25 protein-coding genes are annotated in these 25,481 nt (G+C 29.1%); all 25 read right to left on the reverse strand.

Annotated features, from left to right (window positions below):
* Entirely contained in the window at nt 1-657 is a 657-nt protein-coding gene (rpe, locus tag ARA19_RS10955; protein WP_055071007.1) for a ribulose-phosphate 3-epimerase, read from the reverse strand.
* Nucleotides 658-1,521, reverse strand: a complete 864-nt coding sequence (gene rsgA / locus ARA19_RS10960) for a ribosome small subunit-dependent GTPase A (protein ID WP_055071008.1) — start codon at nt 1,519-1,521, stop codon at nt 658-660.
* A 138-nt stretch (nt 1,522-1,659) separates the two neighbouring features.
* Nucleotides 1,660-3,786, reverse strand: a complete 2,127-nt coding sequence (gene pknB, locus ARA19_RS10965; protein ID WP_055071009.1) for a Stk1 family PASTA domain-containing Ser/Thr kinase — start codon at nt 3,784-3,786, stop codon at nt 1,660-1,662.
* Between the two features lies 1 nt (nt 3,787).
* Nucleotides 3,788-4,507, reverse strand: a complete 720-nt coding sequence (locus ARA19_RS10970; protein ID WP_055071010.1) for a Stp1/IreP family PP2C-type Ser/Thr phosphatase — start codon at nt 4,505-4,507, stop codon at nt 3,788-3,790.
* 25 nt (nt 4,508-4,532) lie between these two features.
* Nucleotides 4,533-5,558: a dual-specificity RNA methyltransferase RlmN gene (gene rlmN, locus ARA19_RS10975; protein WP_055071011.1), complete on the reverse strand. Its 1,026-nt coding sequence runs from the start codon at nt 5,556-5,558 to the stop codon at nt 4,533-4,535.
* Nucleotides 5,559-5,574: 16 nt separating this feature from the next.
* Nucleotides 5,575-6,894, reverse strand: coding sequence for a 16S rRNA (cytosine(967)-C(5))-methyltransferase RsmB (gene rsmB, locus ARA19_RS10980; RefSeq protein WP_055071012.1), 1,320 nt, complete (start codon nt 6,892-6,894; stop codon nt 5,575-5,577).
* 15 nt (nt 6,895-6,909) lie between these two features.
* Nucleotides 6,910-7,593, reverse strand: a complete 684-nt coding sequence (locus tag ARA19_RS10985; RefSeq protein ID WP_055071013.1) for a zinc metallopeptidase — start codon at nt 7,591-7,593, stop codon at nt 6,910-6,912.
* 28 nt (nt 7,594-7,621) lie between these two features.
* Nucleotides 7,622-8,551 (reverse strand): methionyl-tRNA formyltransferase, encoded by a 930-nt coding sequence (gene fmt, locus ARA19_RS10990; protein ID WP_055071014.1) that lies wholly within the window; start codon nt 8,549-8,551, stop codon nt 7,622-7,624.
* 12 nt (nt 8,552-8,563) lie between these two features.
* Nucleotides 8,564-9,007 carry a peptide deformylase gene (gene def / locus ARA19_RS10995; RefSeq protein ID WP_055071015.1) on the reverse strand — a complete coding sequence of 148 codons (444 nt, stop codon included), beginning with the start codon at nt 9,005-9,007 and terminating at the stop codon, nt 8,564-8,566.
* 9 nt (nt 9,008-9,016) lie between these two features.
* Complete coding sequence (priA, locus tag ARA19_RS11000) at nt 9,017-11,209, reverse strand: primosomal protein N' (protein ID WP_055071016.1); 2,193 nt, start codon at nt 11,207-11,209, stop codon at nt 9,017-9,019.
* A gap of 41 nt (nt 11,210-11,250) precedes the next feature.
* Nucleotides 11,251-12,435, reverse strand: a complete 1,185-nt coding sequence (gene coaBC, locus ARA19_RS11005; RefSeq protein ID WP_147574391.1) for a bifunctional phosphopantothenoylcysteine decarboxylase/phosphopantothenate--cysteine ligase CoaBC — start codon at nt 12,433-12,435, stop codon at nt 11,251-11,253.
* A 15-nt stretch (nt 12,436-12,450) separates the two neighbouring features.
* Nucleotides 12,451-12,660 carry a DNA-directed RNA polymerase subunit omega gene (gene rpoZ / locus ARA19_RS11010; RefSeq protein WP_055071018.1) on the reverse strand — a complete coding sequence of 70 codons (210 nt, stop codon included), beginning with the start codon at nt 12,658-12,660 and terminating at the stop codon, nt 12,451-12,453.
* The gene (gene gmk, locus ARA19_RS11015) at nt 12,641-13,288 is read right to left on the reverse strand and encodes a guanylate kinase (RefSeq protein WP_055071019.1); all 648 of its coding nucleotides are present in this window, start codon (nt 13,286-13,288) and stop codon (nt 12,641-12,643) included. Before gmk ends, rpoZ begins: the two co-directional genes overlap by 20 nt.
* Nucleotides 13,288-13,557 carry an extracellular matrix/biofilm regulator RemA gene (remA, locus tag ARA19_RS11020; protein ID WP_055071020.1) on the reverse strand — a complete coding sequence of 90 codons (270 nt, stop codon included), beginning with the start codon at nt 13,555-13,557 and terminating at the stop codon, nt 13,288-13,290. Before remA ends, gmk begins: the two co-directional genes overlap by 1 nt.
* 15 nt (nt 13,558-13,572) lie before the next feature.
* Entirely contained in the window at nt 13,573-14,457 is an 885-nt protein-coding gene (locus ARA19_RS11025; protein ID WP_055071021.1) for a YicC/YloC family endoribonuclease, read from the reverse strand.
* Nucleotides 14,458-14,804: 347 nt separating this feature from the next.
* On the reverse strand, nt 14,805-16,187 hold the full coding sequence (locus ARA19_RS11030; protein ID WP_055071022.1) for an NCS2 family permease: 1,383 nt from the start codon (nt 16,185-16,187) through the stop codon (nt 14,805-14,807).
* A 212-nt stretch (nt 16,188-16,399) separates the two neighbouring features.
* Complete coding sequence (locus ARA19_RS11035) at nt 16,400-17,389, reverse strand: asparaginase (RefSeq protein WP_055071023.1); 990 nt, start codon at nt 17,387-17,389, stop codon at nt 16,400-16,402.
* 127 nt (nt 17,390-17,516) lie between these two features.
* Entirely contained in the window at nt 17,517-17,675 is a 159-nt protein-coding gene (locus ARA19_RS17625) for a hypothetical protein (RefSeq protein WP_197276592.1), read from the reverse strand.
* A 184-nt stretch (nt 17,676-17,859) separates the two neighbouring features.
* Complete coding sequence (gene spoIVA, locus ARA19_RS11040) at nt 17,860-19,338, reverse strand: stage IV sporulation protein A (RefSeq protein WP_055071024.1); 1,479 nt, start codon at nt 19,336-19,338, stop codon at nt 17,860-17,862.
* A gap of 199 nt (nt 19,339-19,537) precedes the next feature.
* On the reverse strand, nt 19,538-20,533 hold the full coding sequence (locus ARA19_RS11045) for an NAD(P)H-dependent glycerol-3-phosphate dehydrogenase (protein ID WP_055071025.1): 996 nt from the start codon (nt 20,531-20,533) through the stop codon (nt 19,538-19,540).
* 6 nt (nt 20,534-20,539) lie between these two features.
* Nucleotides 20,540-21,856, reverse strand: coding sequence for a ribosome biogenesis GTPase Der (gene der / locus ARA19_RS11050; protein WP_055071026.1), 1,317 nt, complete (start codon nt 21,854-21,856; stop codon nt 20,540-20,542).
* A 129-nt stretch (nt 21,857-21,985) separates the two neighbouring features.
* Nucleotides 21,986-23,707 carry a HAMP domain-containing sensor histidine kinase gene (locus ARA19_RS11055; protein WP_055071027.1) on the reverse strand — a complete coding sequence of 574 codons (1,722 nt, stop codon included), beginning with the start codon at nt 23,705-23,707 and terminating at the stop codon, nt 21,986-21,988.
* A gap of 35 nt (nt 23,708-23,742) precedes the next feature.
* Nucleotides 23,743-24,462, reverse strand: coding sequence for a purine nucleoside phosphorylase YfiH/LACC1 family protein (locus ARA19_RS11060; protein WP_055071028.1), 720 nt, complete (start codon nt 24,460-24,462; stop codon nt 23,743-23,745).
* Nucleotides 24,463-24,663: 201 nt separating this feature from the next.
* Complete coding sequence (gene nrdR / locus ARA19_RS11065) at nt 24,664-25,116, reverse strand: transcriptional regulator NrdR (protein WP_055072109.1); 453 nt, start codon at nt 25,114-25,116, stop codon at nt 24,664-24,666.
* 61 nt (nt 25,117-25,177) lie between these two features.
* Nucleotides 25,178-25,453, reverse strand: coding sequence for a YlmC/YmxH family sporulation protein (locus ARA19_RS11070; RefSeq protein ID WP_423230607.1), 276 nt, complete (start codon nt 25,451-25,453; stop codon nt 25,178-25,180).
* Nucleotides 25,454-25,481 lie beyond the last annotated feature (28 nt).

Raw genomic sequence — 25,481 nt, forward strand, 5'->3', positions numbered from 1 at the left:
TTAAGCTAAAGCCTCTCTTAAACCTTTTATATTTTCTTCTATTTTTTCCTCTTTAAATACTGCTGAACCTGCTACCACAACATTAGCTCCTGCTAAGACAACATCTTTTATATTATCTTTTCCTATTCCACCATCTACTTCTATTAAAAGATCATTATTTCCACATTCCCTAGCCATTTCTTTTATTTCTTTTATTTTATCTAGAGAATAATCAATAAACTTTTGCCCACCAAAACCTGGATTGACAGACATTATAAGTACCATATCTAATTTTTTTATTACATTCTTAAGTAAAGTTGTACTAGTTCCCGGATTTAATGATACTCCAACTTTAACCCCTTTTGATTTTATATATTCAATAGCTCTATCTAAATGTCTTTCTGCTTCATAATGTATAGTTATAATATCTGCTCCTGCATTTACAAATTCATCTATATATCTTGAAGGTTCCTCAATCATTAAATGAACATCAAATACCATATCTGTTAAAGGTCTAATTGCTTTCATTATTGGGAATCCAAAGCTTATATTAGGAACAAAATTCCCATCCATAACATCTATATGTAAAAATTCTGCCCCTCCTTTTTCTACTCTTTTAACATGTTCTCCTAGCTTTGAAAAATCTGCTGATAATATTGATGGTGCTATTTTTACCATTTATCTCACTCTCCCATTTTGTATTTCTTCTAAAGTCTTTATATAAAAATCATATCTCAATTTATTTAATATGCCTTCTTCTACTTTTTCTTTAACCTTACATCCTGGTTCTTTATAATGGTTACATCCTCTAAATTTACATTGTCCTTCATATTCATTAAACTCTGGGAAACAATATTTTAATTTTTCTTTATCAAGAAAGCTTATATCTAGAGTAGAGAAACCTGGAGTATCAACAAGATATCCATCTTCTATTTCTATAAGTTCACTATGTCTTGTGGTATGTTTACCTCTTCCTAACTTTTTGCTTATATCTCCAGTTTCCATATGCTCTTTTTCTATTAACGCATTAAATAAAGTAGATTTTCCAGCACCAGAAGGTCCACAAAGAACAGTTATATTACCACTCATTTTTTCTTTTAAACTTTCTATGCCTTTTCCTTCCTTCGCATTTATTAATAAAACCTCATATCCAATTGAATTTATAGCTGATTTTATTTCTGAAATTTCTTCTTCTGTGCATATATCTATTTTATTCAAACAAACTATTGGTTCTATATCGTTATATTCACAAAGAAGCAAAAATCTATTTAATAATTCAATATTTATATCTGGATTCTTTATTGCAAAAACTACAAAAGCTCTAGTTACATTAGCAACTGTTGGTCTTATAAGTTCTGATTTTCTTTCATAGATTTTCTCTATTACACCTTTTCCCTTGTCTATTTTTATTTCAACCATATCTCCAACCATTGGCTTCAATGATTCATATCTAAATTTTCCTCTTGCTTTGCATTCTATAATACCTTCTTCAGTTTTTATATAATAAAAGCCACCTATTCCTTTTATTATTCTACCTTCCATTTTGCCTCCTCTTATTTTTATTTTAAAGATTTCGCCTTAAAATTATTTCTCTATATTTATAATAAACAAAATACTCTATAAAATGCAAGAAATCCAAGAATAAATTTCTTGGATTTCTCTTTTACTTATTTATTTTTATTAATTTTGATTTTTGTTAACACTTATTCCATTGCTAGTACTAGCGCCTTTTCCTTTTCCTGTATTGCTTGAATTACTTGGAGTTGCGCTATGACTATCTTTATTTTGATTTTCTACATTTGGTTTCTTATCAGATGTATTTGATGATTCTGTTCCATGTTCTACTTTACTGCCACTATTATCTGTGCTTCCAGAATTCCCTGTATTTCCTGAATTATCGGTATTACCTGTGTTTCCTGAATTATCAGTATTACCTGAATTTCCAGCATTACCTGTATTTCCAGTATTATCTGAGTTACCAGCATTAGCACCATTATTTCCTGAAGTATCTCCTCCAGTTGGTGGTTTCGGAGTTGGCGTTGGTGCAACATAATCTCCATAATAAGTTACAGTAACTGCAGATCCACTCTTAACACTATAACCACCTTGTGGGTCCTGTGCATATATTTTTCCATTATCTGCTACTGAACCAGCTACATTACCTTGAACAGCATTTATAGTCAATCCTAAATCATTTAATGTTTGTTTTGCTTCTGCTACAGTCATACCTGTTAAGCTTGGAACTTCAACCATTTTTACTTGTTGACCTTTACTTACTATTATACTTACTGAACTATTTTTAGGTACTTGTGTTCCTGCTGCTGGATTTGTTCCTATTATTTGTCCTTTTGGTACTGAATCACTATAACTATATGTTGTATCACCTACAGTCAATCCTTGACCTTCTAGAGTTTTCTTAGCTTCACTTAAAGACATATTGCTTACATCCTGAATAGTTATAGCCTGTGGCCCTGAACTTACAGTTATAGTTATATTAGTTCCTTTGTTAACTTCAGCTCCACTTGCTGGACTAATACTAATTACAGTTCCAGCAGGTGCATCATTTGCTACTTGATTAACAGTGAATTTTAAACCTAATTTATCTAATTGAGATTCTGCTTCATTAGTTGTTAAATTCACAATATTAGGAACTGTAACCTTCTGACTAGATGCTTTTCTATTACCTAAGGATATTCCAGCATATATCCCTCCGCATACTACAATAATTGCTATTACAACTATTATAGCAACACCTGATCCTTTTCCACCTTTTTTTCTTGGCTTTTCATCTAACTCATCATACTCATCTTCGTAATCATCATATTCATCCTCATCTTCCTCATAATCATCATCTTCTTCATATTGATGATGATTTTCTTCAGTATAAAGAGGAGTATTTTGATAAATAGTGTCATCCATACTAACTGGTGACATTACTCTAGTATAATCAGTATCATCTTCAGCTTCTTCTTCATCAATTGTCATATTAGGATTATCTTTTACTCTTTCTAAATCTATCTTTAGATCTACTACACTATCATATCTTTCATTAGGATCTTTAGCCATACACTTTAAGATTAATTGATTTAATCCTTCTGGTATCTCTGGATTTATTTCCTTCGGTGGAATAACATTATCTTGTATATGCTTTAAAGCTACTGTTACAGCTGAATCTCCATCAAAAGGAACCTTTCCAGTTGCCATTTCATAAATAACTACACCTAATGAATATATATCTGTTCTGAAGTCTATATAACTTCCCTTTGCTTGTTCTGGAGAGAAATAATGAGCTGATCCCATTATAGTATTAGTGTGTGCTAGAGTTGAAGAGTCCATTGATTTCGCTATACCAAAATCAGTTACCTTAACAACACCCTCTGCAGTTACTAATATGTTATGTGGTTTTATATCTCTGTGAACAATATTATTTTTGTGTGCACAAGCCAATGCTGATGCTACCTTTATAGCTATTCTAATAGCTACCTCATTTGGAAGGTGTCCTCTTTCTTGAATTATTTTCTTTAAAGTTTTTCCTTCTATAAATTCCATGACAATATAATTCATATCATCTTGGTTTCCAACATCTAATACGTTAACTATATTAGGATCAGAAAGGGTAGCAATTGCTTGAGCTTCTTTTTTAAATTTTCTTATTATTTCTTCATTTTCTTTAAAAGAATCTTTAAGAACTTTTACAGCTACAAATCTATTAAGCTTTCGGTCTCTAGCTTTATAAACTATAGCCATACCGCCTTCTCCTACTTTTTCAAGGAGTTCGTATCTGTCTCCTAACAACATATAATTCATACTAATTCTCTCCTCCAAAAACAAGAACTGTTATGTTATCTTTGCCGCCTTCGCTTTTAGCCTTTTCAACAAGTTTTTTACATGATTCTTGTAAATCATAAGAGTCTCTAACTTCATCCAATATAAAGCTTTCATCTACATCATTACTTAATCCATCTGTGCATAAAACAAAATAATCATACATGCCTTTAGGAACATCATAAATATCTACATCAACTGTTTCATTAGTTCCAACAGCCCTTGTGATTATATTTCTTCTAGGATGTTTTTTAGCTTCTTCTTCAGTTATACTACCTGAATCTATTAATTCTTGAACTAATGAGTGGTCTTTAGTTATTTTTTCTATTCCTTCATCATTAATTCCATAGCAAACGCTATCTCCTACATTTACTATTTGAATTACTTCTGGTAAAACTAATGCTGATACTATAGTAGTCCCCATACCGGATAATTTTTTTTGATTTGCTGCATGATTATAAATCTTTGTATTTACATCTATAACGGCATCTGCTAACAAGTCATCCTCTTCATAGTCTCCAAAATTTGTTTTTACAAAGTCTATTATACCTTCAACAGCCATTTTACTAGCTACTTCTCCAGCATTATGACCTCCCATACCATCAGCAACTATTAAAAGTTTATACTTTCTCCCTAAATGATAGTCACCATAGTCCTCATTGATTTGTCTTACATTTCCTATATCACTTATAAATCCTACCATAAACAAACCATTCTCCTTTTTAAATCTACTTAGATTCTAAATAACTTCTTCTTAATTGTCCACATGCTGCGTTAATATCTGCACCTTTCTCCTGTCTTACTGTAGCCTCTATACCATAATTATTAAGTATTTTTCTGAAATCCTCTATAGCTTTAGGTGTTGATTTTCTGAACGTATTCTCTTTAATTTCATTTACTGGAATTAAATTAACATGACATAAAGTTCCACCAATTAAACTGCCTAAACTTCTTGCATCTTCTTTACTATCATTAACACCACTAACTAATGAATATTCAAAAGTTATTCTTCTGTTAGTTTTCTTTACATAATAATTACATGCATCTAATATTTCTTTTATTGAATATTTATTAGCTATAGGCATGATTGCCTTTCTTTTTTCATCTGTTACAGCATGAAGAGAAATAGCTAAAGTAACTTGCATTTCTTTATCAGCCATATCATATATTTTAGGAACAATTCCACAAGTTGATAAAGTTATATGTCTTTGACCTATATTAAGACCATAGTCTGCATTTACAAGTTCTAAAAATTTCATTACATTATCATAATTGTCAAGAGGCTCTCCACTTCCCATTAAAACTATATTAGAAATTCTTTCTTCTAAAAGACTTTGAGCTACTATAACTTCGCTTAACATCTCTCCTGCAGTTAAATCTCTAACTCTACCTTCTAATGTTGAAGCACAGAATTTACATCCCATTCTACATCCAACTTGAGTTGATATGCAAATAGTATTTCCATGTTTATACTTCATTATAACACATTCTATTATATTACCATCTTTAAATTTTAATAGGAATTTTTTTGTTCCATCAGTTGATGACATTGCATCTAAAACCTCTGGTAATTCTATAGAAAAATGTTCTTTAAGTTTTTCCTGCATTGCCTTTGGCACATTTTTCATTAAAGAAAAGTCATAAACACCTTTATATATCCAGTCAAAGATTTGTTTAGCTCTAAATGCACTTTCCCCATTATTTTTCATCCAAACTTTTAATTCATCTAAGCTAAAATTAAATATATTTTCCATTAAAGTTATCTCCATTTTATAATTTCTTTAGTTTTACCATGAAGAAACCATCCATAAATTCATTAGGTAATATAGTTATAGAACCGTCAACATTATATATAATATTATCACTGTCTCCAACAAATACCTTTTCTATTTTGCAATCCTTATTTTTTTCTAAGAATCTTTCTATAATCTCTTCATTTTCTCTTTTATTTAGTGTACAAGTTGAATAAACTAACTCTCCACCTTTTTTAAGATAATTCCAAGCATTATCAAGTATTTCTTTTTGAACTTTTATTATATTTTGAAGTTCTCTAGTACTTTTAGTCCATTTTATTTCTGGTTTCTTTCTTATTATTCCAAGTCCTGAACAAGGAACATCTAAAATAATTTTATCAGCAAAAGCTATATATTTAGGATTTAATTTAGCTGCATCCATTATTTCACACTCTAAATTTTCAATTCCTAATCTCTTAACATTTTCTTTTATAAGTCCTATTTTATGCTCATGTATATCAAAAGCTAAAACTTTTCCAGTGTTCATCATAAGCTCACTTAAATGAGTAGCTTTAGTTCCAGGAGCACTACATAAATCCATAACAATTTCTCCTTCTTGTGGATCTAAAAGTGGAGCCACAAGCATTGCACTCTCATCTTGAACTGTTATAAATCCTTCTTTATAAAGGCTATTATTTTCTATAGAACTTCCTTTTCTTATAATTATAGCTTCTGGACAAATTCTTCCTTCTTCAACTTCATAAGAAGCTTCTTCTAATTTTTCAAAAACAGTATCGTAATCTTCCTTTAATCCATTAACCCTAACTGTAACAGCTGGTGTTTTATTAAGACCATCTAATATTTTTTCTGCTGTTTCCTTACCATATTGCTTTATAAATAATTCTACCATCCACTTTTCAAAAGAATATTTATAAGCTAAAAGGTTACTTCCTGTGAAATCATCAGCAAAATCTCTTTTTTCATTTCTTATATAATTTCTTAAAACGCCATTTACAAATTTACTTAAAGAAACTGATTTTTCTTTAGAAAGATTAACTGCTTCATTTACAACAGCATAATCTGGTACTCTATCTAAAAATCTCATTTGATAAATAGCACTTCTAAGTATATTTAATACTTCCTTATCAATTTGATCTATGCTCTTCACGAAACTTTCTAGTATTATATCTATAGTTTTTTTGTACTTTATTGTTCCATAAACTACTTCTGTTATTAAGGCTCTATCTTTTACATCTATATCTAGACCACTAAGTCTTTTGTTTATTTCTATATTAGAATAAGCCCCATTAAAAATAACCTCATCTAATATTTCTACTATTAATTTTCTTGTATTCATACGTTACCTCATTTATTAATCAGAATTTCTATTGCTTAATGCAATTAATCTTAATAATTGTGCTACTGCCATTAATGTTGCTGCTACATATGTTAATGCTGCTGCACCTAAAACTCTTCTAGCACCACTTACCTCTCCAGCATCTAAAATACCCATATTAGAAATATCTTTAATAGCTCTATTTGATGCATTAAATTCTACTGGTAAAGTTACAACTTGGAAAGCAACCACTGCTAAAAATAGTATTATTCCAATATTAGTTAACATAGGAAAACTCATAAGTAAACCTACTAAAAATATTATCCAAGATGCTCCATTAGAGAAATTAACTATAGGAACTAGTGAATGTCTAATTTTTAATGGTGCATAACCTTCATAATGTTGTTGTACATGTCCTACCTCATGGGCTGCAACACCAATTGCAGCTAAAGAACTTCCATAGTAAACATCTCTAGATAATCTAACTGTTCTAGTTGTAGGATCATAATGATCTGTAAGATTTCCAGCCACTGGTTCTATATTAACATCATAAATTCCTGCATTATTTAATATCATTCTTGCAACTTGTTCACCAGTGTATCCTCTATAGCTTCTAACACTATTATATTTATTAAATGTTGAGCTTACTTTAAACTGTGCCCACATTGCTAAAATTATAGCTGGTATTAAAATTAAATATGTTCTATCAAAATATAACATTATATTAAACCCCTATACTGTTATTATTTTATAATAATTTTTTCCCTATTTCTATATCATTCCCATTTATAAATTGTTCAACCATTAATGGCTTTCCATTTGGGAATTGTAATTTTTTAATTATTAAATTTCCTTCTTTAGTGCTTACAACTATACCCTTTTTATCTGCTTTTAAGATAATCCCCGGTTCTTTAGCTGATTTTGAAGGTTCAAAATCACTTTCATAAACTTTCATTACTTTATCATCATAAAGAGTAGTTGCTATTGGCCAAGGATTCATTCCTCTTATATGGTTGTGAATTTCTTCTGCACTTTTATTCCAATCTATTTTTGCAATTTCTTTATTAAGCATTGGTGCATAAGTACTTTCTTCATCATTTTGCTTTATAGGTGTGACTTCACCATTAGCTACCTTCTTAATAGTTTCTACTAAAAGTTCTGCTCCTGATAATTTTAATTCTTCATAAAGCTCACCAGCGGTCATAAACTTAGATACTTCAACTTCATTTTTTAATAACATATCACCAGTATCTAATCCAACATCCATAAGCATTGTTGTATTTCCAGCTATCTTTTCTCCATTAATTACACTCCATTGTATTGGTGCCGCACCTCTATACTTTGGTAATAATGATCCATGTAAATTTATACATCCATACTTAGGTATATCTAAAACATCTTTAGGTAATATCTGTCCAAAAGCTACAACTATTATAAAATCTGGTTTTAGTGATTTTAAATATTCAATAGCTTCCACATCATTTCTTATTTTCTCTGGCTGTAATACTTCTATATTATTTGCTACTGCAACTTCCTTAACAGGAGAAAATGCTAATTTCTTTCCTCTACCTTTTGGTCTATCTGGTTGAGTATAAACTGCTTTAACACCAAATTCCTTTATTAAAGCTTCAAGGGATGGCACTGCAAAATCAGGTGTTCCCATAAATACTATATTCATTAAAATGTCCTCCTATCTATTATAATCCACAAATAAAATACCATCTAGGTGATCATATTCATGTTGTATTGCTCTAGCTAAAAGTTCAGTGGCCTCTAGAATAAATTCTTTACCTTCAATATCTTGAGCTTTTATTTTTACATATGTCGCTCTTTTTACTTCATCTCTTTCTCCAGGTAAACTTAAACATCCTTCTGGACCTAATTCTTCTCCTGACTTTTCTAATATTTCAGGATTTATAAATACTTTAACTCCAGTATCATCTTGAATATCAACTACAAATATTCTTTTTAAAATTCCAACTTGAACAGCTGCTAATCCCACTCCGTCATTGTGATACATTGTTTCTATCATATCTTTTACTAAGATTTCAATTCTTGGAGTTATTTCTTTAACTTCTTTACTCTTCTTTCTAAGTATTTCATCATCTTCTATTCTAATATTTCTTATGGCCATTTTTACCTCCTATATTAAGTTATTAGGATTGATATCCATAGTTACTCTTACTTCATTATATATGTCCTTAGAGATTTCATAAAGACTATTTTTTACAATTTCAGCATTTACATCATTAATATTACCCTTTAAAAGTATTTGCCACCTATACATATCCTTTATTTTTCCCACTATTGAAGAACAAGGTTTATAAATTATTATATCATTATAATTTTTCAAAGAATTTCTTAGTGCTTCATATAGCATATTACTAGTTTCTATAATCTTATCATAATTAGTACTACTTATATTAACTACCATAAGCTTTGAAAAAGGTGGATAATCCATAGCTTTTCGTATTTCTATTTCTTTTTCAAAAAATTCTTCGTAATTTCCTGAAGTTGCAGCTTGTAAGCTATAATGTTCTGGGCTATAACTCTGAACAATTACTTCTCCTTCTTTTTCTCCTCTACCAGCTCTTCCACTAACCTGAGTTATTATTTGAAAGTTTTTTTCGCTAGCTCTATAGTCTGGTAAGTTCAAAGTTGTATCTGCTGCTATAACTCCTACTAAGGTTACATTTTCAAAATCAAAGCCCTTTGCAACCATTTGCGTACCTATTAATATATCTGCTTCCCCTCTTTTAAAAGAATTATAAATTTCTTCATAAGAATTCTTTTTCCTCGTTGTATCTACATCCATCCTAAGAGTTTTAGCATCTTTAAAATAATGTTTTACTGCCTGCTCAACCTTTTCTGTTCCTGTACCAAAATATTTTATATATTTACTTTTACACTTAGGACAGCAAGGTTCTATTCTTTTAGTTTTTCCACAGTAATGGCACACTAAAAAACCATTTTTATGATAAGTCATTGCTATATCGCAACTTTCACATTCATAAACAAAACCACAACTTCTACAAGAAACAAAGGTAGAATAGCCTCTCCTATTTAAAAATAAAATCACCTGTTCTCTTTTTTCTAACCTATCCTTTATTTTAAAGTATAGTTCTCTACTAAACATAGCTTTATTATTATTTTTAAGTTCTTCTCTCATATCCACTACATGAATTTCTGGCATTTTTTTATTGTTTACTCTTTCAGTAAGTTCTACTAAATTGTACTCCATTGTTATAGCCTTATAAAAACTTTCTAAACTTGGAGTAGCTGAACCTAAAACTACTTTGCATCCTCTCATCTGATGCATATAAGAAGCTACTTCAATGGTATTATATTTAGGATTCATATCTGATTTATAACTACTTTCATGTTCTTCATCTATTATAATAAGTCCTAAATCTTTAAAAGGTAAAAATATAGCTGATCTTGCCCCTACAACAAGTTTTACATCACCTCTTTTTACTCTTTGCCATTCATCATATCTTTCTCCATCAGAAAGTTTACTATGGAATACTGCTACGTCTTTTCCAAACCTACCTTTAAATCTTTCAATAATTTGAGGTGTTAATGCTATTTCTGGAACTAATATAACAGAGCTTTTTCCTTCCATAAGCATATAACTAACTAAATTCATATATACTTCTGTTTTGCCACTTCCAGTTACCCCTTTTAGTAAAGAAATTTTATTTGAATTCATTATGGAATCATAGGCATCTTCCTGCATAGGAGTTAATTTTTTAGCTGGATAACTTTCATACTCTCTATAATCACTTCTATCAACTTTTATTTCTAGAGATTTTATAGCACCTAAACTCTCTAACTTATTAAGCATATATGTTGAAATCCCAAAATTTCTATTCAATTCTGCTTTACTAAATCCACCACTATAATTTTTTATTTCCTCTAGAGCTTTTTTTTGATTTTCATTTAATCCGTCTATATATTTATTAAATACTATTATATTCTTAGTTTTCGCTTTATTCCCACTCATGATTTTAGGAGGAATCATAACCCTAAGAGCATCTATATATTTGCACAGATATCTTCGTCTTAAAAATTCTATTAATAAAAAATTTTCTCTTTCTAAAAGTGGTTCCTTATCACATATAGATTTTATGTATTTATATTTTATATTATCATTTTTTTCTTCACTATAGATATGAAAAATAAATCCTTCAATGGGTTTATTTTTCATACCAAAAGGAACTGTAACCCTATGACCAATTTTAATTTCTTCCTTCATAGAATCTTTAACTTTATAAGTAAAAATTCTATCTATAGAGACAGCCTCATTATTAACTACTATATCTGCATAAGTATCCATAATCTTTCACCTTTTATTTTTTTATAATAAAAAGGGGCCTTTTAGCGCCCCTTTATTAAGTCAAATATATTTTTAGCAACTTCTCTTTTACTCATTTTTTCTAATGATAATTTGAAGCCTTCTTTACCTATTATTGTTACTTTATTATTATCAGTACCAAAACCAGTATCCTTTGAGAGAATATTATTAGCCACTATATAATCTAGGTTTTTTCTCTCTAACTTACTTTGGGCATTTTCTATCAAATCATGACTTTCAGCTGCAAATCCAATTATTATTTGGTTCTTTTTTTGCTCTCCTATAGTTTTCAAAATATCTCTATCTCTTATAAGATTAAGTTCTAACCCTTGAGAACTCTTTTTTATTTTTTTCTCACTATATTCACTTGGCTTATAGTCTGCAACTGCTGCTGATTTTACAACAATATCCGCCTCTTCAAATCTATTTAAAAGGGCATTATACATTTCTTCATTAGTAGAAACATTTATAACCTCAATTCCAAAAGGAGCTTTTAAATTTGTTGGGCCACTTATTAAAGTAACATTAGCCCCCCTATCTCTAGCTTCTTTTGCAATTTCATAACCCATCTTTCCTGTAGACCTATTAGTTATAAATCTTACTGGATCTATAGGTGCAATAGTTGGACCTGCTGTTACTATAACGTTTTTCCCTTGTAAATCTTTGTTTTCATTTAGGACAGATAAAGCATATTCTACAATAATTTCTGTATCTTGTAATTTCCCTTTACCTAAGTCTCCACAAGCTAATCTTCCACTTGCTGGCTCTATAAATTTATAGCCATATTTTCTTAGCTTACACATATTATCTTGAACTATTCTATTTTCATACATATTTGTATTCATAGCTGTAGCAAAAACTACAGGAGCTTTAGTTGCCATTATTGTAGTTGATAACATGTCATCTGCAATACCATTTGCAACTTTTCCAATGATATTTGCTGTAGCTGGTACAATAAGCATTAAATCTGCTCTTTTTGCTAAAGAAATATGTTGAATTTCAAAAGCCTTTGGCTCTGCAAACATATCTACTATAACTTGATTTTGACTTAAAGACTGAAAAGATAAAGGTGTAACAAATTCTGTTGCAGATTTTGTCATTATAACCCTAACATCTATATTGTGCTTTTTAAGTCTACTAACTACATCTAAAGCTTTATATACGGCTATTCCTCCCGAAACTCCTAAAACAATACATTTATTTTCCATAGTCATACTTCTTTCTTAATATTCTACTGATTCGTAAGTTACTGAACCTTCATTTATTTCTTCTACAGCTATACTTAGCGGTTTATGTGAAGATGTTTTTACTGTTATTTCTGATCCGTCAATTATTTGTCTAGCTCTTTTTGAACTAGTTATAACTAAAGAATATCTATTATCTACCTTTTTTAATAAATCTACTATTGATGGATTAATCATAGAGTTGTTCATGAATAAAATCCTCCTTTGAATCTAAAATTGTTTCTTTTAATCTATCTACTCTACATTTTTCAGCAGTTAATATACTTTCTATCTTATTCACTGCTGCATCTACTGTGTCATTTACTACTGCATAATTATATTTTGACACATAATTAATTTCTTGATAAGCTGATTTAAATCTAGTCATTAAACTCTCTGGAGTTTCACTACCTCTTTTAATTATTCTTTGTTTTAATTCTTCCATTGATGGAGGTAATATAAATATGAATACTCCGTCTTCTGAGCGTTCTTTAACTTTTAAAGCGCCTTGAATATCTATTTCTAATATTACATCTTTTCCTGAATTAAGAATTTCTTCTACATTTGATTTTGGAGTACCATAATAGTTTCCATAAACCTCTGCATACTCTAAAAAGTCATTTTCATCAATTCTTTTTAAAAATGTTTCCTTATTTAAGAAATGATAGTTAACACCATCAACTTCTCCAACTCTTGGAGATCTTGTAGTTGCTGAAACAGATAATTTTATTTCAGGGTGCTTTTCAAGTAGCGCCTTACATATAGTTCCCTTACCTGCTCCTGAAGGACCAGATATTACAATTAGTACACCTTTATTCTTCTGATTTTCTAAATCCATTATTCATCAACCTCTTCTACAACTTCTTCTTTAGTTGATAATCTATGAGCTACAGTTTCTGGTTGAACTGCTGATAGTATAACATGATCTGAATCAGTTATTATAACTGCTCTAGTTCTTCTACCATAAGTAGCATCTATAAGCATTCCTCTGTCTCTAGCTTCTTGTATTATTCTTTTTATTGGTGCTGATTCAGGACTTACTATAGCAACTAATCTATTAGCAGATACTATATTACCGAAACCAATATTTATTAATTTTATACCCATATTTCGCCTCCTAATTTATTCTATGTTTTGTACCTGTTCTCTTATCTTTTCTAAGATGTTTTTTATGTCAATAACTAAGTTAGTTATCTCTAAATCTGTAGATTTTGAAGCTATTGTATTTGCCTCTCTATTCATTTCTTGCATAATAAAGTCTAATTTTCTTCCAATAGGCTCTTCTAAATCTAAGGTATTTCTTAAATGGTTTATATGACTTTTTAGTCTTGTTATTTCTTCGTCTATAGCAGCTTTATCTGCAAATATAGCCACTTCCATAGCAAGTCTATTTTCATCAACATCAACCTTATCCATTAATTCTTTTAATCTTTCCTCTAATTTTAATTTATAATTTTCAACTATAACAAAAGATTTTTCCTCAATGGCTAATACAATATTATTTATATTTTCTGTTTTTAATATTATATCTTCCTTTAGTTTTTTTCCTTCAAACTCTCTCATATGTACCATACTTTTAAGAGATTCATCTAAAAGAACTTCTATCTCTTCCCAGATTTCATCTAAAGATTCTTCTTGTTCTTCTATTTGAATTACTTCAGGATGTCTTGCTATTAAAGAAATGCTTAAATCATCTTTAAAATCAGAAAATTCTTCCTTTAGAGTCATTAAAGCTTTAGCATATCCCTTTGCAAAATCCATATTTAAATTTACAAGCGATTGACCTTTTCCATAATTCTTATAATTTATGAATAAATCAACCTTTCCCCTGCTTAATTTTTCTTTGATTTTTCCTCTTATTTTTTCTTCTAAGGATATCATAGCCTTTGGCATTCTTATATTTATATCTATATATCTATGATTAACACTCTTTATCTCTAAAGAAAAGCTTCTTTCATTTCCTTCTTTACTACTAGCCCTTCCAAAGCCTGTCATGCTTTTTACCATCCCTGAACCTCCTTAAATTAGTATGTTATTAATTTTACTCTATTAACTCAATCTAAGTCAACGGTTTGTTAACAAAAAATTAACATTTTTAATCATTTATTTTTCCCTTATTATTTAACCCTTACTTCTTCTTATTATTCATATTATTATAAGCAAACTTTTATATTCTTTTATAACAATAATATCAACAACAAGCTCTTTATTCTGTCTCTACTTATTGCTTAATTTTAGACAAAAATAAAGGGGTTATATCAGTGAATAGTCACAAATGATGAACCTATATAGCTAAATAAAAAGTAGAAAGGATGTACCTATAATGTGATACATCCTCTTTGTTAAATAATAAATTATAAAATCATCTGTTCTATAAGTGGCATTGCTAACTTAAATAAAAATACTATTGCTAATATTAACATAGCCACTGATATTTTTTTCTTTTCTTTACCGAATATATTATTAACTATATTTAATGCAACATAAGTTAATACTCCTATAGTTAATCCATCACCTATACTGTATGTTAAAGGCATTAATGTTATTATTAAAAATGCTGGTAATGCTTCTGTAATTTCTGAAAAATCTATTTTTAATATACTACCCATCATTAAATACCCAACATATATTAAGGCTGGTGCAGTTGCACAAGATGGTATAGCTACAAATATAGGAGAGAAAAACATTGCTACTAAGAAAAATCCTCCAATAACAACAGCTGTTAATCCAGTTCTACCGCCTTCTTCAACACCAGCTGCACTCTCTACAAAGGTTGTTACTGTAGATGTTCCCATTAAAGCTCCAACTGTAGTTCCTATAGCATCAACCATTAAAGCTTTCCCTACATTAGGTATGTTTCCATCTTTATCTAACATATTTGCTCTTGAGGAAACTCCCACTAAAGTTCCTATAGTATCAAAGAAATCGACAAATAAAAACGTTAAAACTATAATTGCAAAATTTAATATATTTTCAGCGCTACCTAAGAAAGAAAAATCTATTTTTCCTGCTATAGGTGCTAAAGATTCAAATTTAAATATACCATTTGGTAGAAATATATTCATTGCTGCCGCTGCTTCTCTATTGAAGTAAGCATATATCCAAGCAACTAAAGTTGCTCCTACTATTCCCCATAAAAGAGAACCCTTTACCTTCTTCTTTTCTAATACAGCTATTATAATAATTCCTAACATTGTTATTAAAACAGTTGGTGAGAAGAAGTTACCAAGTTGTACAAGAGTATCTTTATTACTAGTAACCATGCCAGAACCACTAAATCCTATAAAAGCTATAAATATACCTATACCACCAGTTACAGCATACTTTAAATTAAGGGGTATTGAATTAACAACGGCTTCTCTTACCTTAAATAGAGATAATAAAATAAAAATAATCCCTTCTACAAATACTGCTGTTAAAGCTGTTTCATAAGAAACCCCTTTTCCTATAACAACAGAAAATGCAAAGAATGCATTAAGTCCCATTCCAGCTGCTAAACCAAAAGGTAACTTAGCATATACACCCATTAAAATACATGCAAAAGCAGCTGATAAACAAGTAGCTGTAACTAAAGCTCCTGCATCCATCCCTGTTGCACTCAATATAGATGGATTTACAGCTATTATATAGGCCATAGCTAAAAAGCTTGTCATTCCAGCTATAAATTCCCTTTTTACATCAACATTTTCTCCAAAGTAACTTATAAATTTGTTTTGCTTTTTTACTGAATTATTCATTTTTCCCCCTAAATTAAAAATAAGTTTTTGATAGATTAATTCAATCAAAAACTTATTTTATACAAATATAAAATAATATTTCAAAGTTATACTTAAACTCCCCCTTTTAAGCACAACTAAAAGAACTCGAAGAATCAATCTACGAATATTATTTTACATTTCTTCTTTTTATTTGTCAATAGAGACGAACCATTTATTATAAAAATTATTTGTTAGTTCGTGTATAGATTTTTTTCAAAGCTTTCTTTTATATCTTTATAACCATATTTAGCACTAAGTAATAATAATAATTTTATTCTTATCTTTTGGCTAGGCATTGATTCTCCTAATATAACTCCCAGATTAGTAAGCTCTTTTCCTCCACCTGCATATCCATAAGAATCATATACTCTTCCTTCAAAACATCTTGAAGTTAATACAACTACTATACCCTTATCTATAGCTCTTTTTATTGGTTCAACCATAGTAGGAGGTACATTTCCTCTACCTAAGGCTTCCACAACTATTCCCTTATATCCATTTTCAATTGCTAAATTTATAAAATCATTTTCTATACCAGCAGCACACTTAATTATAGCAACCTTTTCAGTAACCTTTTCTATTGGAATATAGTCACAATCCTTTACTTCTCTATAGAATATAACTCTATTATTATCAACTATACCTATAGGACCAAAATTAGGCGTTCTAAAAGCATTTAAAGCCATCGAGTTAGCCTTTGTTACTTCTTTAGCACTATTTAATTCTCCATTAAAACAAACAAGAACTCCTCTGCCTTCTGACTCTTTTGAAGCCGCTGTACAAATAGCTGCTGTTAAATTAGCAGGACCATCATATCCAAGCTCTGAACTACTTCTCATAGCTCCTGTAACCACTATTGGTTTATTGGTTTTTATAGTTAAATCTAAAAAGTAAGCTGTTTCTTCTAGAGTATCTGTACCATGAGTAATAACTACTCCATCAATATCATCTCTTTTAATTAAATCAGTTATAAATTTTGAAAGTGCGGTCATTAACTCAATAGTCATATGAGGACTTGGTAGAGATGAGAAAGTATGATCTTCTATTTCAGCATAATCTTCAATTCCTCTAACCTTAGCCATTATTTCCTCACCTGTTAGATTTGGCACTGCCGCATGAATTTTTTCATCAACTTTCATTGATATTGTTCCACCATTAAAAACTACTGCTATTTTCTTCATTTATGTCACTCCCGAATATAAAATTTATATTTTTTCTTTTATTTCGCCTTTAATGATTATACTATATATTCATGGCTTCTGCTATCTTTAAAATTTTAAAGGAAACATTATATTTATTTAGCTTACACTACTCTTTAGCCTTCTTTTTCTTTTCTTTAACAACTAAATCAACAGCCTTAATAAAGACAATAGCTATAATTCCTCCATAAATAATTCCTCCCTCTAAAGCACCAAATCCAAAATTTCTCCCTAATTTAAAACACATTTCATAAAAGAAATCATACATACCATCTACCTCCTCACAAATTTTCACTTAAATTTAGTAAAATCATCTAATTACTCCATCTCTCAATAAATAAATGGAGATACATAATAAATATGCATCTCCATTATTATCCTTCACTATCTAATAAAATATTCTATTTTTTGAAATTAAATACTTCATATTTAAAACTTACAGAATCTTTTTACTAGAATATTATACAAATTAAATTTCCATCTCCTTCATTAATAATTTTTTGAAGAGTTTTTTGTATTTTTGTTTGTATATTTTCTGGCATCTTATAAAGCTTGTTTTGAAGTCCCTCTTTAACTAACATCTCTAAAGATTTTCCAAACATATTACTTTGCCATAACTTTTCTGGATCACTTTCAAATTGTTCTAATAGGGCTTTAAAGACCTCTTGAGTTTCTTTTTCAGTACCCATTATAGGACAAATTTCAGTTTCTATATCTGCCTTTATCATATGAAGACTAGGAGCACTAGCTTTTAACTTAACTACATATTTTGATCCTTGCTTATCTATATCAGGTTTTTCAAATTTCATTTCTGATAATTGAGGTGCTACAAGTCCATAGCCAGTTTCCTTAACATCTTTTATAGCTTCTGAAACCTTGTCATACTCAACTTTTGATTTTCTAAGTTCTTTTATTAAACCTAGTAGATCACTTTCATCTCCTAGTTCACAATCACATATTTCACTAATTATCTTATAGAATATACTTTTTTCTGGATTCATAGATATCCTTGCAACACCATTTCCCAAGTTCATTTCTGAAATATCTAATAATCCTAAGAAGTCTTCCTCCTTATATTTGTCTATACACTCCCTTATATCTCTTACTTTATATATGTTTTTGCACATATCTTTTACTATGTTCAAAAAGTTGATCTTTAACCAATGAGAAGGGCTTAGCTTCTCAATCCACTCCGGCATATCTATATTTATTTCTTTAATACTAAATTCTTTTAAAACCTTTGTGAATATGTTATTTATATCATCTTCTCCCATAGAAGAAACATCCATTATTTGAACAGGTACATTATACTTCTGTTCCATCTCAACTTGTAATGCCTTTGTTGATTCATCATTTGGTTTTGATGAGTTAAGTACAATTATAAAAGGTTTATTTATTAATTTCAGTTCACCAATTACTCTCTCTTCTGCTTCTAAATAATCATCTCTACTTATCCCTGTTATACTTCCATCTGTTGTTACTACAAGACCTATAGTGGAATGGTCTGTTATTACCTTCCTAGTTCCTATTTCAGCAGCATCTTCGAAAGGTATTTCATAGTCAAACCATGGGGTTGTTACCATCTTTGACTCTTCTCCTTCCATATAACCTAATGCCCCTTTAACTATATATCCTACACAGTCTACCATTCTAACATTAAAAGTTATTCCTTCGTCAAGATTTACCTCTACAGCTTCATTGGGTATAAATTTAGGTTCTGTTGTATGAATACTCTTTCCAGATCCACTTTGTGGCAATTCATCCTTAGCTCTTTCTTTCTTATAAGTATTTTCTATTTTTGGTATAACCATAAGATCCATGAATCTTTTTATAAATGTTGATTTACCTGTTCTAACAGGTCCTACTACACCTACGTAAATATCTCCTTGGGTTCTCTCTGCAATATCTTTATATATATTAAATCCTTCCAAAGATATGTCCCTCCTATAATTATTTATTATCCATATATATATATTATTTTCTTTCAAAAAGTATACTCTTTTTTTATTTTTTTATAAAAAAAATCTATAAATTATAGCTCCTTTTATTAGAACTAAATTTATAGATTTCTTATAATTTTAATTATTTATTTTTCTTTTTTAATTCAAGAAAACTTTGATTTCTTAAAGTTTATAATTTTTCGTCCTTTTTATCTCTTACCATTAACTTTACTATAGCTTCTTTTACATTTGCATTTTCAAAAAGAACACTATATAAAGTATCTGTTATAGGCATTTCAATATTTGTATCTTTTTTCATCTCGTAGAAAGCTCTACAGGCTTTTATACCTTCAACAACCATTCCTACTTCTTTAACGGCCTCATTTAATGATTTTCCTTGACCTATTAATATACCAGCTCTTCTATTTCTAGAATGCATACTAGTACAAGTTACTATTAAGTCTCCTATACCAGTTAGACCGTAAAAGGTATCAGCTTGACCGCCAAGATACATTCCTATTTTTCTTATTTCCCACATTCCTCTTGTCATAAGTGCAGCTTTTGAATTATCACCATAGCCAAGACCATCACATATTCCTGTAGCTAGGGCTATTATATTTTTAACTGCTCCACCTATTTCAACACCAATTATATCTTCATTAGTATAGATTCTGAAATTTTTATCCATGAATAAGTCTTGAACCTTTTTAGCATATTCCATATGCTCAGAGCTAGCCACTAAAGTTGTTGGTATTGCTTTTGCAACTTCCTCAGCATGACTTGGTCCTGATAACACTACTAGTTGATTATCCGGAAGTTCATCATTTATAACTTGCGATAATCTCATATTTGTTCCTTCTTCAATCCCCTTAGCTATATTTATTAAAACCACATCATCAGAAATTTTTCCTCTTAACTCTCTTGCTATAGTTCTTATAACATGAGATGGAACTGCTAATACTACATAATTGCAATTATTTAAAGCATCCTCCATATTATAATAAGCTGTAACATTATGAGGAATATCTAAATCTTCTAAATATCTGCTATTTTTTCTATTTATGTTTATATCATCTACAACTTCTTTATTTCTATCCCATAAAGAAACTTCATATCCTTTGTTTGCTAAAAGTAAAGATAAGGAAGTACCAAAGCTTCCTGCTCCAATAAAGGCTATCTTATCCATAAATAATTACTCCTTTCTTTGTCTATACTCTATTTGAAGACCTGTTCCTGTAAAATCAAAACTACTTCTTAATTGATTTTCTAAATATCTTTCGTAAGAGAAGTGTGAAGCACTTGGATCATTTACGAAGAATATAAATTTAGGTGGACATACAGCAACTTGAGTTGCATAATATACCTTAAGTCTCTTTAATGCCACTACTGGTGGTTCTTTCATAAGTATTGCTTTACTTATTACATCATTTAATATACCAGTACCTATTCTCTTTGAGTAATTTCCATAACACATTTTTGCCATTTCTAATACTTTATGAACTCTTTGTCCTGTTAAAGCTGAAATGAATAAGAATGGTGCATAAGATAAGAATTTAAGATTTGATTGAAGATCTTTTTGGTAGTTAGCCATAGTCTTTCCATCTTTCTCTATTAAATCCCACTTATTCACTATAACAAAAATAGCTTTATTTAATTCATGAGCATATCCAATTATTTTTTCATCTTGATCTGTTACGCCTTCTGTTGCATCTATCATTAAGATACATACATCTGCTCTTTCTATAGCTGCGTAAGTTCTGATTACTGAATACCTCTCAATTTCTTCTTTTACTTTGCTCTTTCTTCTAAGCCCAGCTGTATCTATTAATGTAAATTTACCTTGTTCTGTTTCTAAATAACTGTCTATAGCATCCCTAGTTGTTCCTGGAACATTACTTACAATTACTCTATCTTCACCTAATAATTTATTTATAAGTGATGACTTACCAACATTAGGCTTTCCAACCATAGCTATTTTTATATTTTCTTCTTCCTCTTCATCTTCATTTTCTTCTGGGAAGAATTTAACAACTTCATCTAACATATCTCCAAGACCTAAACCTTGTGATGCTGATATAGTATTTGGATCACCTATTCCTAAGTTGTAAAACTCATACATGTTAGCTTCATCTTTTAAATTATCTATTTTATTTACTACTAGAACAACTGGTTTTTTACTTTTTCTAAGCATAGTAGCAACTTCTTGGTCTGCAGCTGTAAGACCTTCTTTACCATCAACTATAAAAACTATTACATCAGCCATTTCTATAGCTATTTGTGCCTGTCTTCTCATTTGCTTTATTATGATATCTGCACTTTCTGGTTCTATTCCACCAGTATCTATCATTGTAAAAGGTCTTCCAACCCATTCTGATTCTGCGTAAACCCTATCTCTTGTAACTCCTGGAGTATCTTCAACTATAGAGATTCTCTTACCTGCTAATCTATTAAATAAAGTAGATTTCCCAACATTAGGTCTACCTACTATTGCAACCATAGGTTTGCTCATTTTAATTCCTCCTCGTAGTAACTCTATTTAACGTGAATATAATTCACTTTATAAAACTAAAATAAAATGTATTGTATATTCTTTTACTATCATTATGTTATATTACATTAATTATAGAATACAGTCAACTCATTGAATCTTCTCTAAGTCCTTTTCAAGGAATTTTACTTTCACACTTTCTTCACAAATAGGCAATTCTATAGTAAATTTTGTTCCCTTAGAAACTTCACTCCATACTGATATAGTTCCTTCAAAATTATTTACTATATGCTTTACTATAGCTAGCCCTAAACCAGTACCTCCATTGTTTCTTGATCTAGCTTTATCTACTCTATAGAATCTTTCAAAAATTCTATTGACATGTTCCTGTGCCATTCCCACTCCATTATCCTCAATGTCTATAATAATCTTATTGCCAATATCTCTAGATTTTATCCATATTAACGTATTATCTCCTGCATATTTTATAGCATTATCCACAATATTTAAGATCATTTGCTTAAATCTATCTTCACTGCCATATAAGAAATTATTACTTTCATTTTTTAAAATAATACCTATGTTCCTCTTTTTAGCATTACCTTCCACTATTAAATTAATCTTATCTAAAATATCTTTAGGACTAAATACTTCTTTTATTATATTATTATCTTTTCTTTCAATTTCATATAAAGATAATATATCTTCTATGAGTCTTGTTAATCTATCAGATTCCTCTTCTATTATACCTAAAAACTTCCCTCTAGTTTCTTCATCATCAACATATTTTAAAGTTTCTGCAAATCCTTTTATGGATGTTATTGGAGTCTTAAGTTCATGAGATACATTAGCAACAAAATCTCTTCTCATATTTTCTAACATTTTATAATCTGTAATATCCTCTATAGAAATTACACACCCTCCACCATTAACACCTTCTAATATTCTATCTACCTTTACTTTAACATATCTTTCTGTTGGTTTTGTTATTTTAAAATCTGACTTCTCTATATTATTTTTTATAGCCTCTAATATTTTTTCTTCCTCTATTACATCTTTTATATTTTTTCCAATAAGATTATTATCTTTAATTTTGAATATTTCTATTGCACATGGATTTATTAAAATAATATTTTCATTTTTATCAAGAGCTATTATTCCACTACCTATACTTTTTAAAATGGAAGTTAATCTTAATTGCTTACTTAAAAGTTCCCCCATAGTTTCTTCTAATTTATCTGCCATATTATTAAATGATGCACTAAGACTTCCTAATTCATCATTAGTTTTTATTTTAACCCTCTTATGAAAATCTCCTCTCGACATTCTTGCTGCTACTAATTGTAATTCCTCTATAGGTTCAATAATAGTATTCATAACTCTACTAGTTATTATTATTCCTATTGTCAAAGTAATAATAAGAGCATATAGATAATATTTCATATCTTTATCGTATATAAGTTTAGAATTATCTCCAATGGCAGTAAAAAGTATCAAATCACCATTTTGAAGTTTTTCTTCATGAAAATATTTATTTTTTTCAATTAATTCACTTTTTATAATTGAAAATTCACTACCTTCATCTTTCTTGTCAGAAGAATCATATAGTATTTTTCCATTATTATTTGCATAAATTATTCTAATTTTTTTACCTTCACTACTTAAAGAAATTTTATTAATTTCATCAAGGCACTTTTCTCTATTTCCATAATTAGAATTTAAAAAGTAAGTAGTTGTTTCACTATATTCCTTTAATATATTCTTTGAATATTCTGCATCATTATAATTTGATATAAGTAAAAAAAAGCTTGTAATTACCCCTAAAGTAAACATTATAACTAAAATTGTAGATGTTATTATCTTTTTTTTCATATCCCCCGAATCCTCATTAACTAAAATTTAGAGCATTAATTTTCTTTAATGTAAGCAAATGAAAATAATCTTCCTGCATTTTCTGAGTCTCTTCTATAACTATGCATTTTATATTCTTTATTGCAGTTAGTACAAATATTTAAAGATTTTATATTTTCATTGTCAATAATCCCTTCTAATTGCTTTCTAATAGCATATTCTAAACTTAATATTCTATTATCTCTTACTTCCTGTCCATATTTTTTGGAAAATTTTTCTGCCAATTCTTCACTAACCTCATAACAACAGCTACCAATATGAGGTCCTATTAATCCCTTAATATTCATTGCACCATACTTATTTTTCATTATTTCTGCTGTTTTTCTTGATATATCTCCAATAGTTCCTTTCCAGCCGCTATGTATTGCTGAAATTATATTCTTATCTGGATCATATAATATAACAGGAACACAATCAGCTGTAAAAACTCCTACTATTTCACTATTTTTATTTGATATTATGGCATCTCCACTTTCTTTTAATAAGTCTTTTTCATCACTTGTCTCAAAAATTATTGAACTGTGTATTTGATTTGTATATTTAACTTCATTTACAGAGAATAAATCTTTTAACCTACTTAAATTTTTTGTTCCTTCTTCTGTATTTATTTTATAAGATACATTCTTTTCAGCTGTAGAAAATAATATATTTACCTTTCCATCAACAAATTTAATAAATTCCATATTATCTAATTTTATTATTTCAAACTTTTCCATATAAATCTCCCATCTATAACTTGTATATTATTTACTTTTAATTTTAACATAGTCTATATTAAGTAAAAATATTTATTTTTTTATTAAATAAAATATAAATAAAGTACTCTTATTCATAACTCTAAAGCATAGTATTTTTTAAAAATTATTTTATAAAATAAAAAAAGATAATCACTTACTAAAAATGATTATCTTAATCTATTATTCTTCCATTAAGTTTTTTATTTCTTCCATAAAAGTGTTTATATCAGTAAATTGTCTATATACAGAAGCAAACCTTACATATGATACTTCATCTATCTCTTTAAGCTTATCCATTATAAGCTCACCTATATAATCAGATTTTATTTCGCCAATCATTTTATTGCTGATTTTTTTCTCTATGTAGTCAGCTATCTCTTCAATTTGCTTTCTAGAAACTGGTCTTTTTTGGCATGCTTTAATTAGCCCTGTTATTATCTTGTCTTTATTAAAATTCTCTCTAGTAGAATCTTTTTTCACTACAAGAATTGGAATATCTTCAATTTTCTCATATGTAGTATATCTCTTTCCGCAACTTAAACATTCTCTTCTTCTTCTAATAGATGTAGAATCATCTGAAGCTCTAGAATCTACCACTTTACTTTCTTCATAAAAACAATAAGGACATCTCATTTTATTCACACCTTTCTTCCTTTAGATGTAAATATATTATACAGTCTTTTTGTGAGAATTTCTATATTTCTCTTAATATTTTTTCCTTTAAATCTACTAATATACAGTCCATCCCAATTTTTTTTACATTCTCCCATTCTATTTCTATAAATTCTTGCTTAGAAAACCATGAATCTTTACTTACTGGAAGCAATAAAGATTCTACTTTATATTTATCACAATCAACTTTTACATCTACAATAAAGCCTAATTTTCTTCCCTCATTTATATCAATAACCTCTAAGTTCCTTAATTCTCTTAAAGAAAATAATCTCTCTTCAACCATAGAATTCTCCACTATTTTTCACCTCTTCATAAAAATAATC

The organism is Clostridium massiliamazoniense, assembly GCF_001403635.1.
In the GTDB taxonomy this organism is placed as follows: domain Bacteria; phylum Bacillota; class Clostridia; order Clostridiales; family Clostridiaceae; genus Sarcina; species Sarcina massiliamazoniense.

What these genes read in the sequence shown, in the direction of transcription:
- rpe (WP_055071007.1), bottom strand. Translation starts at nt 657, where the DNA reads ATGGTAAAAATAGCACCATCAATATTATCAGCAGATTTTTCAAAGCTA.
- rsgA (WP_055071008.1), bottom strand. Translation starts at nt 1,521, where the DNA reads ATGGAAGGTAGAATAATAAAAGGAATAGGTGGCTTTTATTATATAAAA.
- pknB (WP_055071009.1), bottom strand. Translation starts at nt 3,786, where the DNA reads ATGAATTATATGTTGTTAGGAGACAGATACGAACTCCTTGAAAAAGTA.
- ARA19_RS10970 (WP_055071010.1), bottom strand. Translation starts at nt 4,507, where the DNA reads ATGGTAGGATTTATAAGTGATATAGGAAATGTAAGACAAATCAATGAG.
- rlmN (WP_055071011.1), bottom strand. Translation starts at nt 5,558, where the DNA reads ATGGAAAATATATTTAATTTTAGCTTAGATGAATTAAAAGTTTGGATG.
- rsmB (WP_055071012.1), bottom strand. Translation starts at nt 6,894, where the DNA reads ATGAATACAAGAAAATTAATAGTAGAAATATTAGATGAGGTTATTTTT.
- ARA19_RS10985 (WP_055071013.1), bottom strand. Translation starts at nt 7,593, where the DNA reads ATGTTATATTTTGATAGAACATATTTAATTTTAATACCAGCTATAATT.
- fmt (WP_055071014.1), bottom strand. Translation starts at nt 8,551, where the DNA reads ATGAATATAGTATTTATGGGAACACCTGATTTTGCAGTGCCATCCCTT.
- def (WP_055071015.1), bottom strand. Translation starts at nt 9,007, where the DNA reads ATGGCCATAAGAAATATTAGAATAGAAGATGATGAAATACTTAGAAAG.
- priA (WP_055071016.1), bottom strand. Translation starts at nt 11,209, where the DNA reads ATGGATACTTATGCAGATATAGTAGTTAATAATGAGGCTGTCTCTATA.
- coaBC (WP_147574391.1), bottom strand. Translation starts at nt 12,435, where the DNA reads ATGGAAAATAAATGTATTGTTTTAGGAGTTTCGGGAGGAATAGCCGTA.
- rpoZ (WP_055071018.1), bottom strand. Translation starts at nt 12,660, where the DNA reads ATGAACAACTCTATGATTAATCCATCAATAGTAGATTTATTAAAAAAG.
- gmk (WP_055071019.1), bottom strand. Translation starts at nt 13,288, where the DNA reads ATGGATTTAGAAAATCAGAAGAATAAAGGTGTACTAATTGTAATATCT.
- remA (WP_055071020.1), bottom strand. Translation starts at nt 13,557, where the DNA reads ATGGGTATAAAATTAATAAATATTGGTTTCGGTAATATAGTATCTGCT.
- ARA19_RS11025 (WP_055071021.1), bottom strand. Translation starts at nt 14,457, where the DNA reads ATGGTAAAAAGCATGACAGGCTTTGGAAGGGCTAGTAGTAAAGAAGGA.
- ARA19_RS11030 (WP_055071022.1), bottom strand. Translation starts at nt 16,187, where the DNA reads ATGAATAATTCAGTAAAAAAGCAAAACAAATTTATAAGTTACTTTGGA.
- ARA19_RS11035 (WP_055071023.1), bottom strand. Translation starts at nt 17,389, where the DNA reads ATGAAGAAAATAGCAGTAGTTTTTAATGGTGGAACAATATCAATGAAA.
- ARA19_RS17625 (WP_197276592.1), bottom strand. Translation starts at nt 17,675, where the DNA reads ATGTATGATTTCTTTTATGAAATGTGTTTTAAATTAGGGAGAAATTTT.
- ARA19_RS11045 (WP_055071025.1), bottom strand. Translation starts at nt 20,533, where the DNA reads ATGGATAAGATAGCCTTTATTGGAGCAGGAAGCTTTGGTACTTCCTTA.
- der (WP_055071026.1), bottom strand. Translation starts at nt 21,856, where the DNA reads ATGAGCAAACCTATGGTTGCAATAGTAGGTAGACCTAATGTTGGGAAA.
- ARA19_RS11055 (WP_055071027.1), bottom strand. Translation starts at nt 23,707, where the DNA reads ATGAAAAAAAAGATAATAACATCTACAATTTTAGTTATAATGTTTACT.
- ARA19_RS11060 (WP_055071028.1), bottom strand. Translation starts at nt 24,462, where the DNA reads ATGGAAAAGTTTGAAATAATAAAATTAGATAATATGGAATTTATTAAA.
- nrdR (WP_055072109.1), bottom strand. Translation starts at nt 25,116, where the DNA reads ATGAGATGTCCTTATTGTTTTTATGAAGAAAGTAAAGTGGTAGATTCT.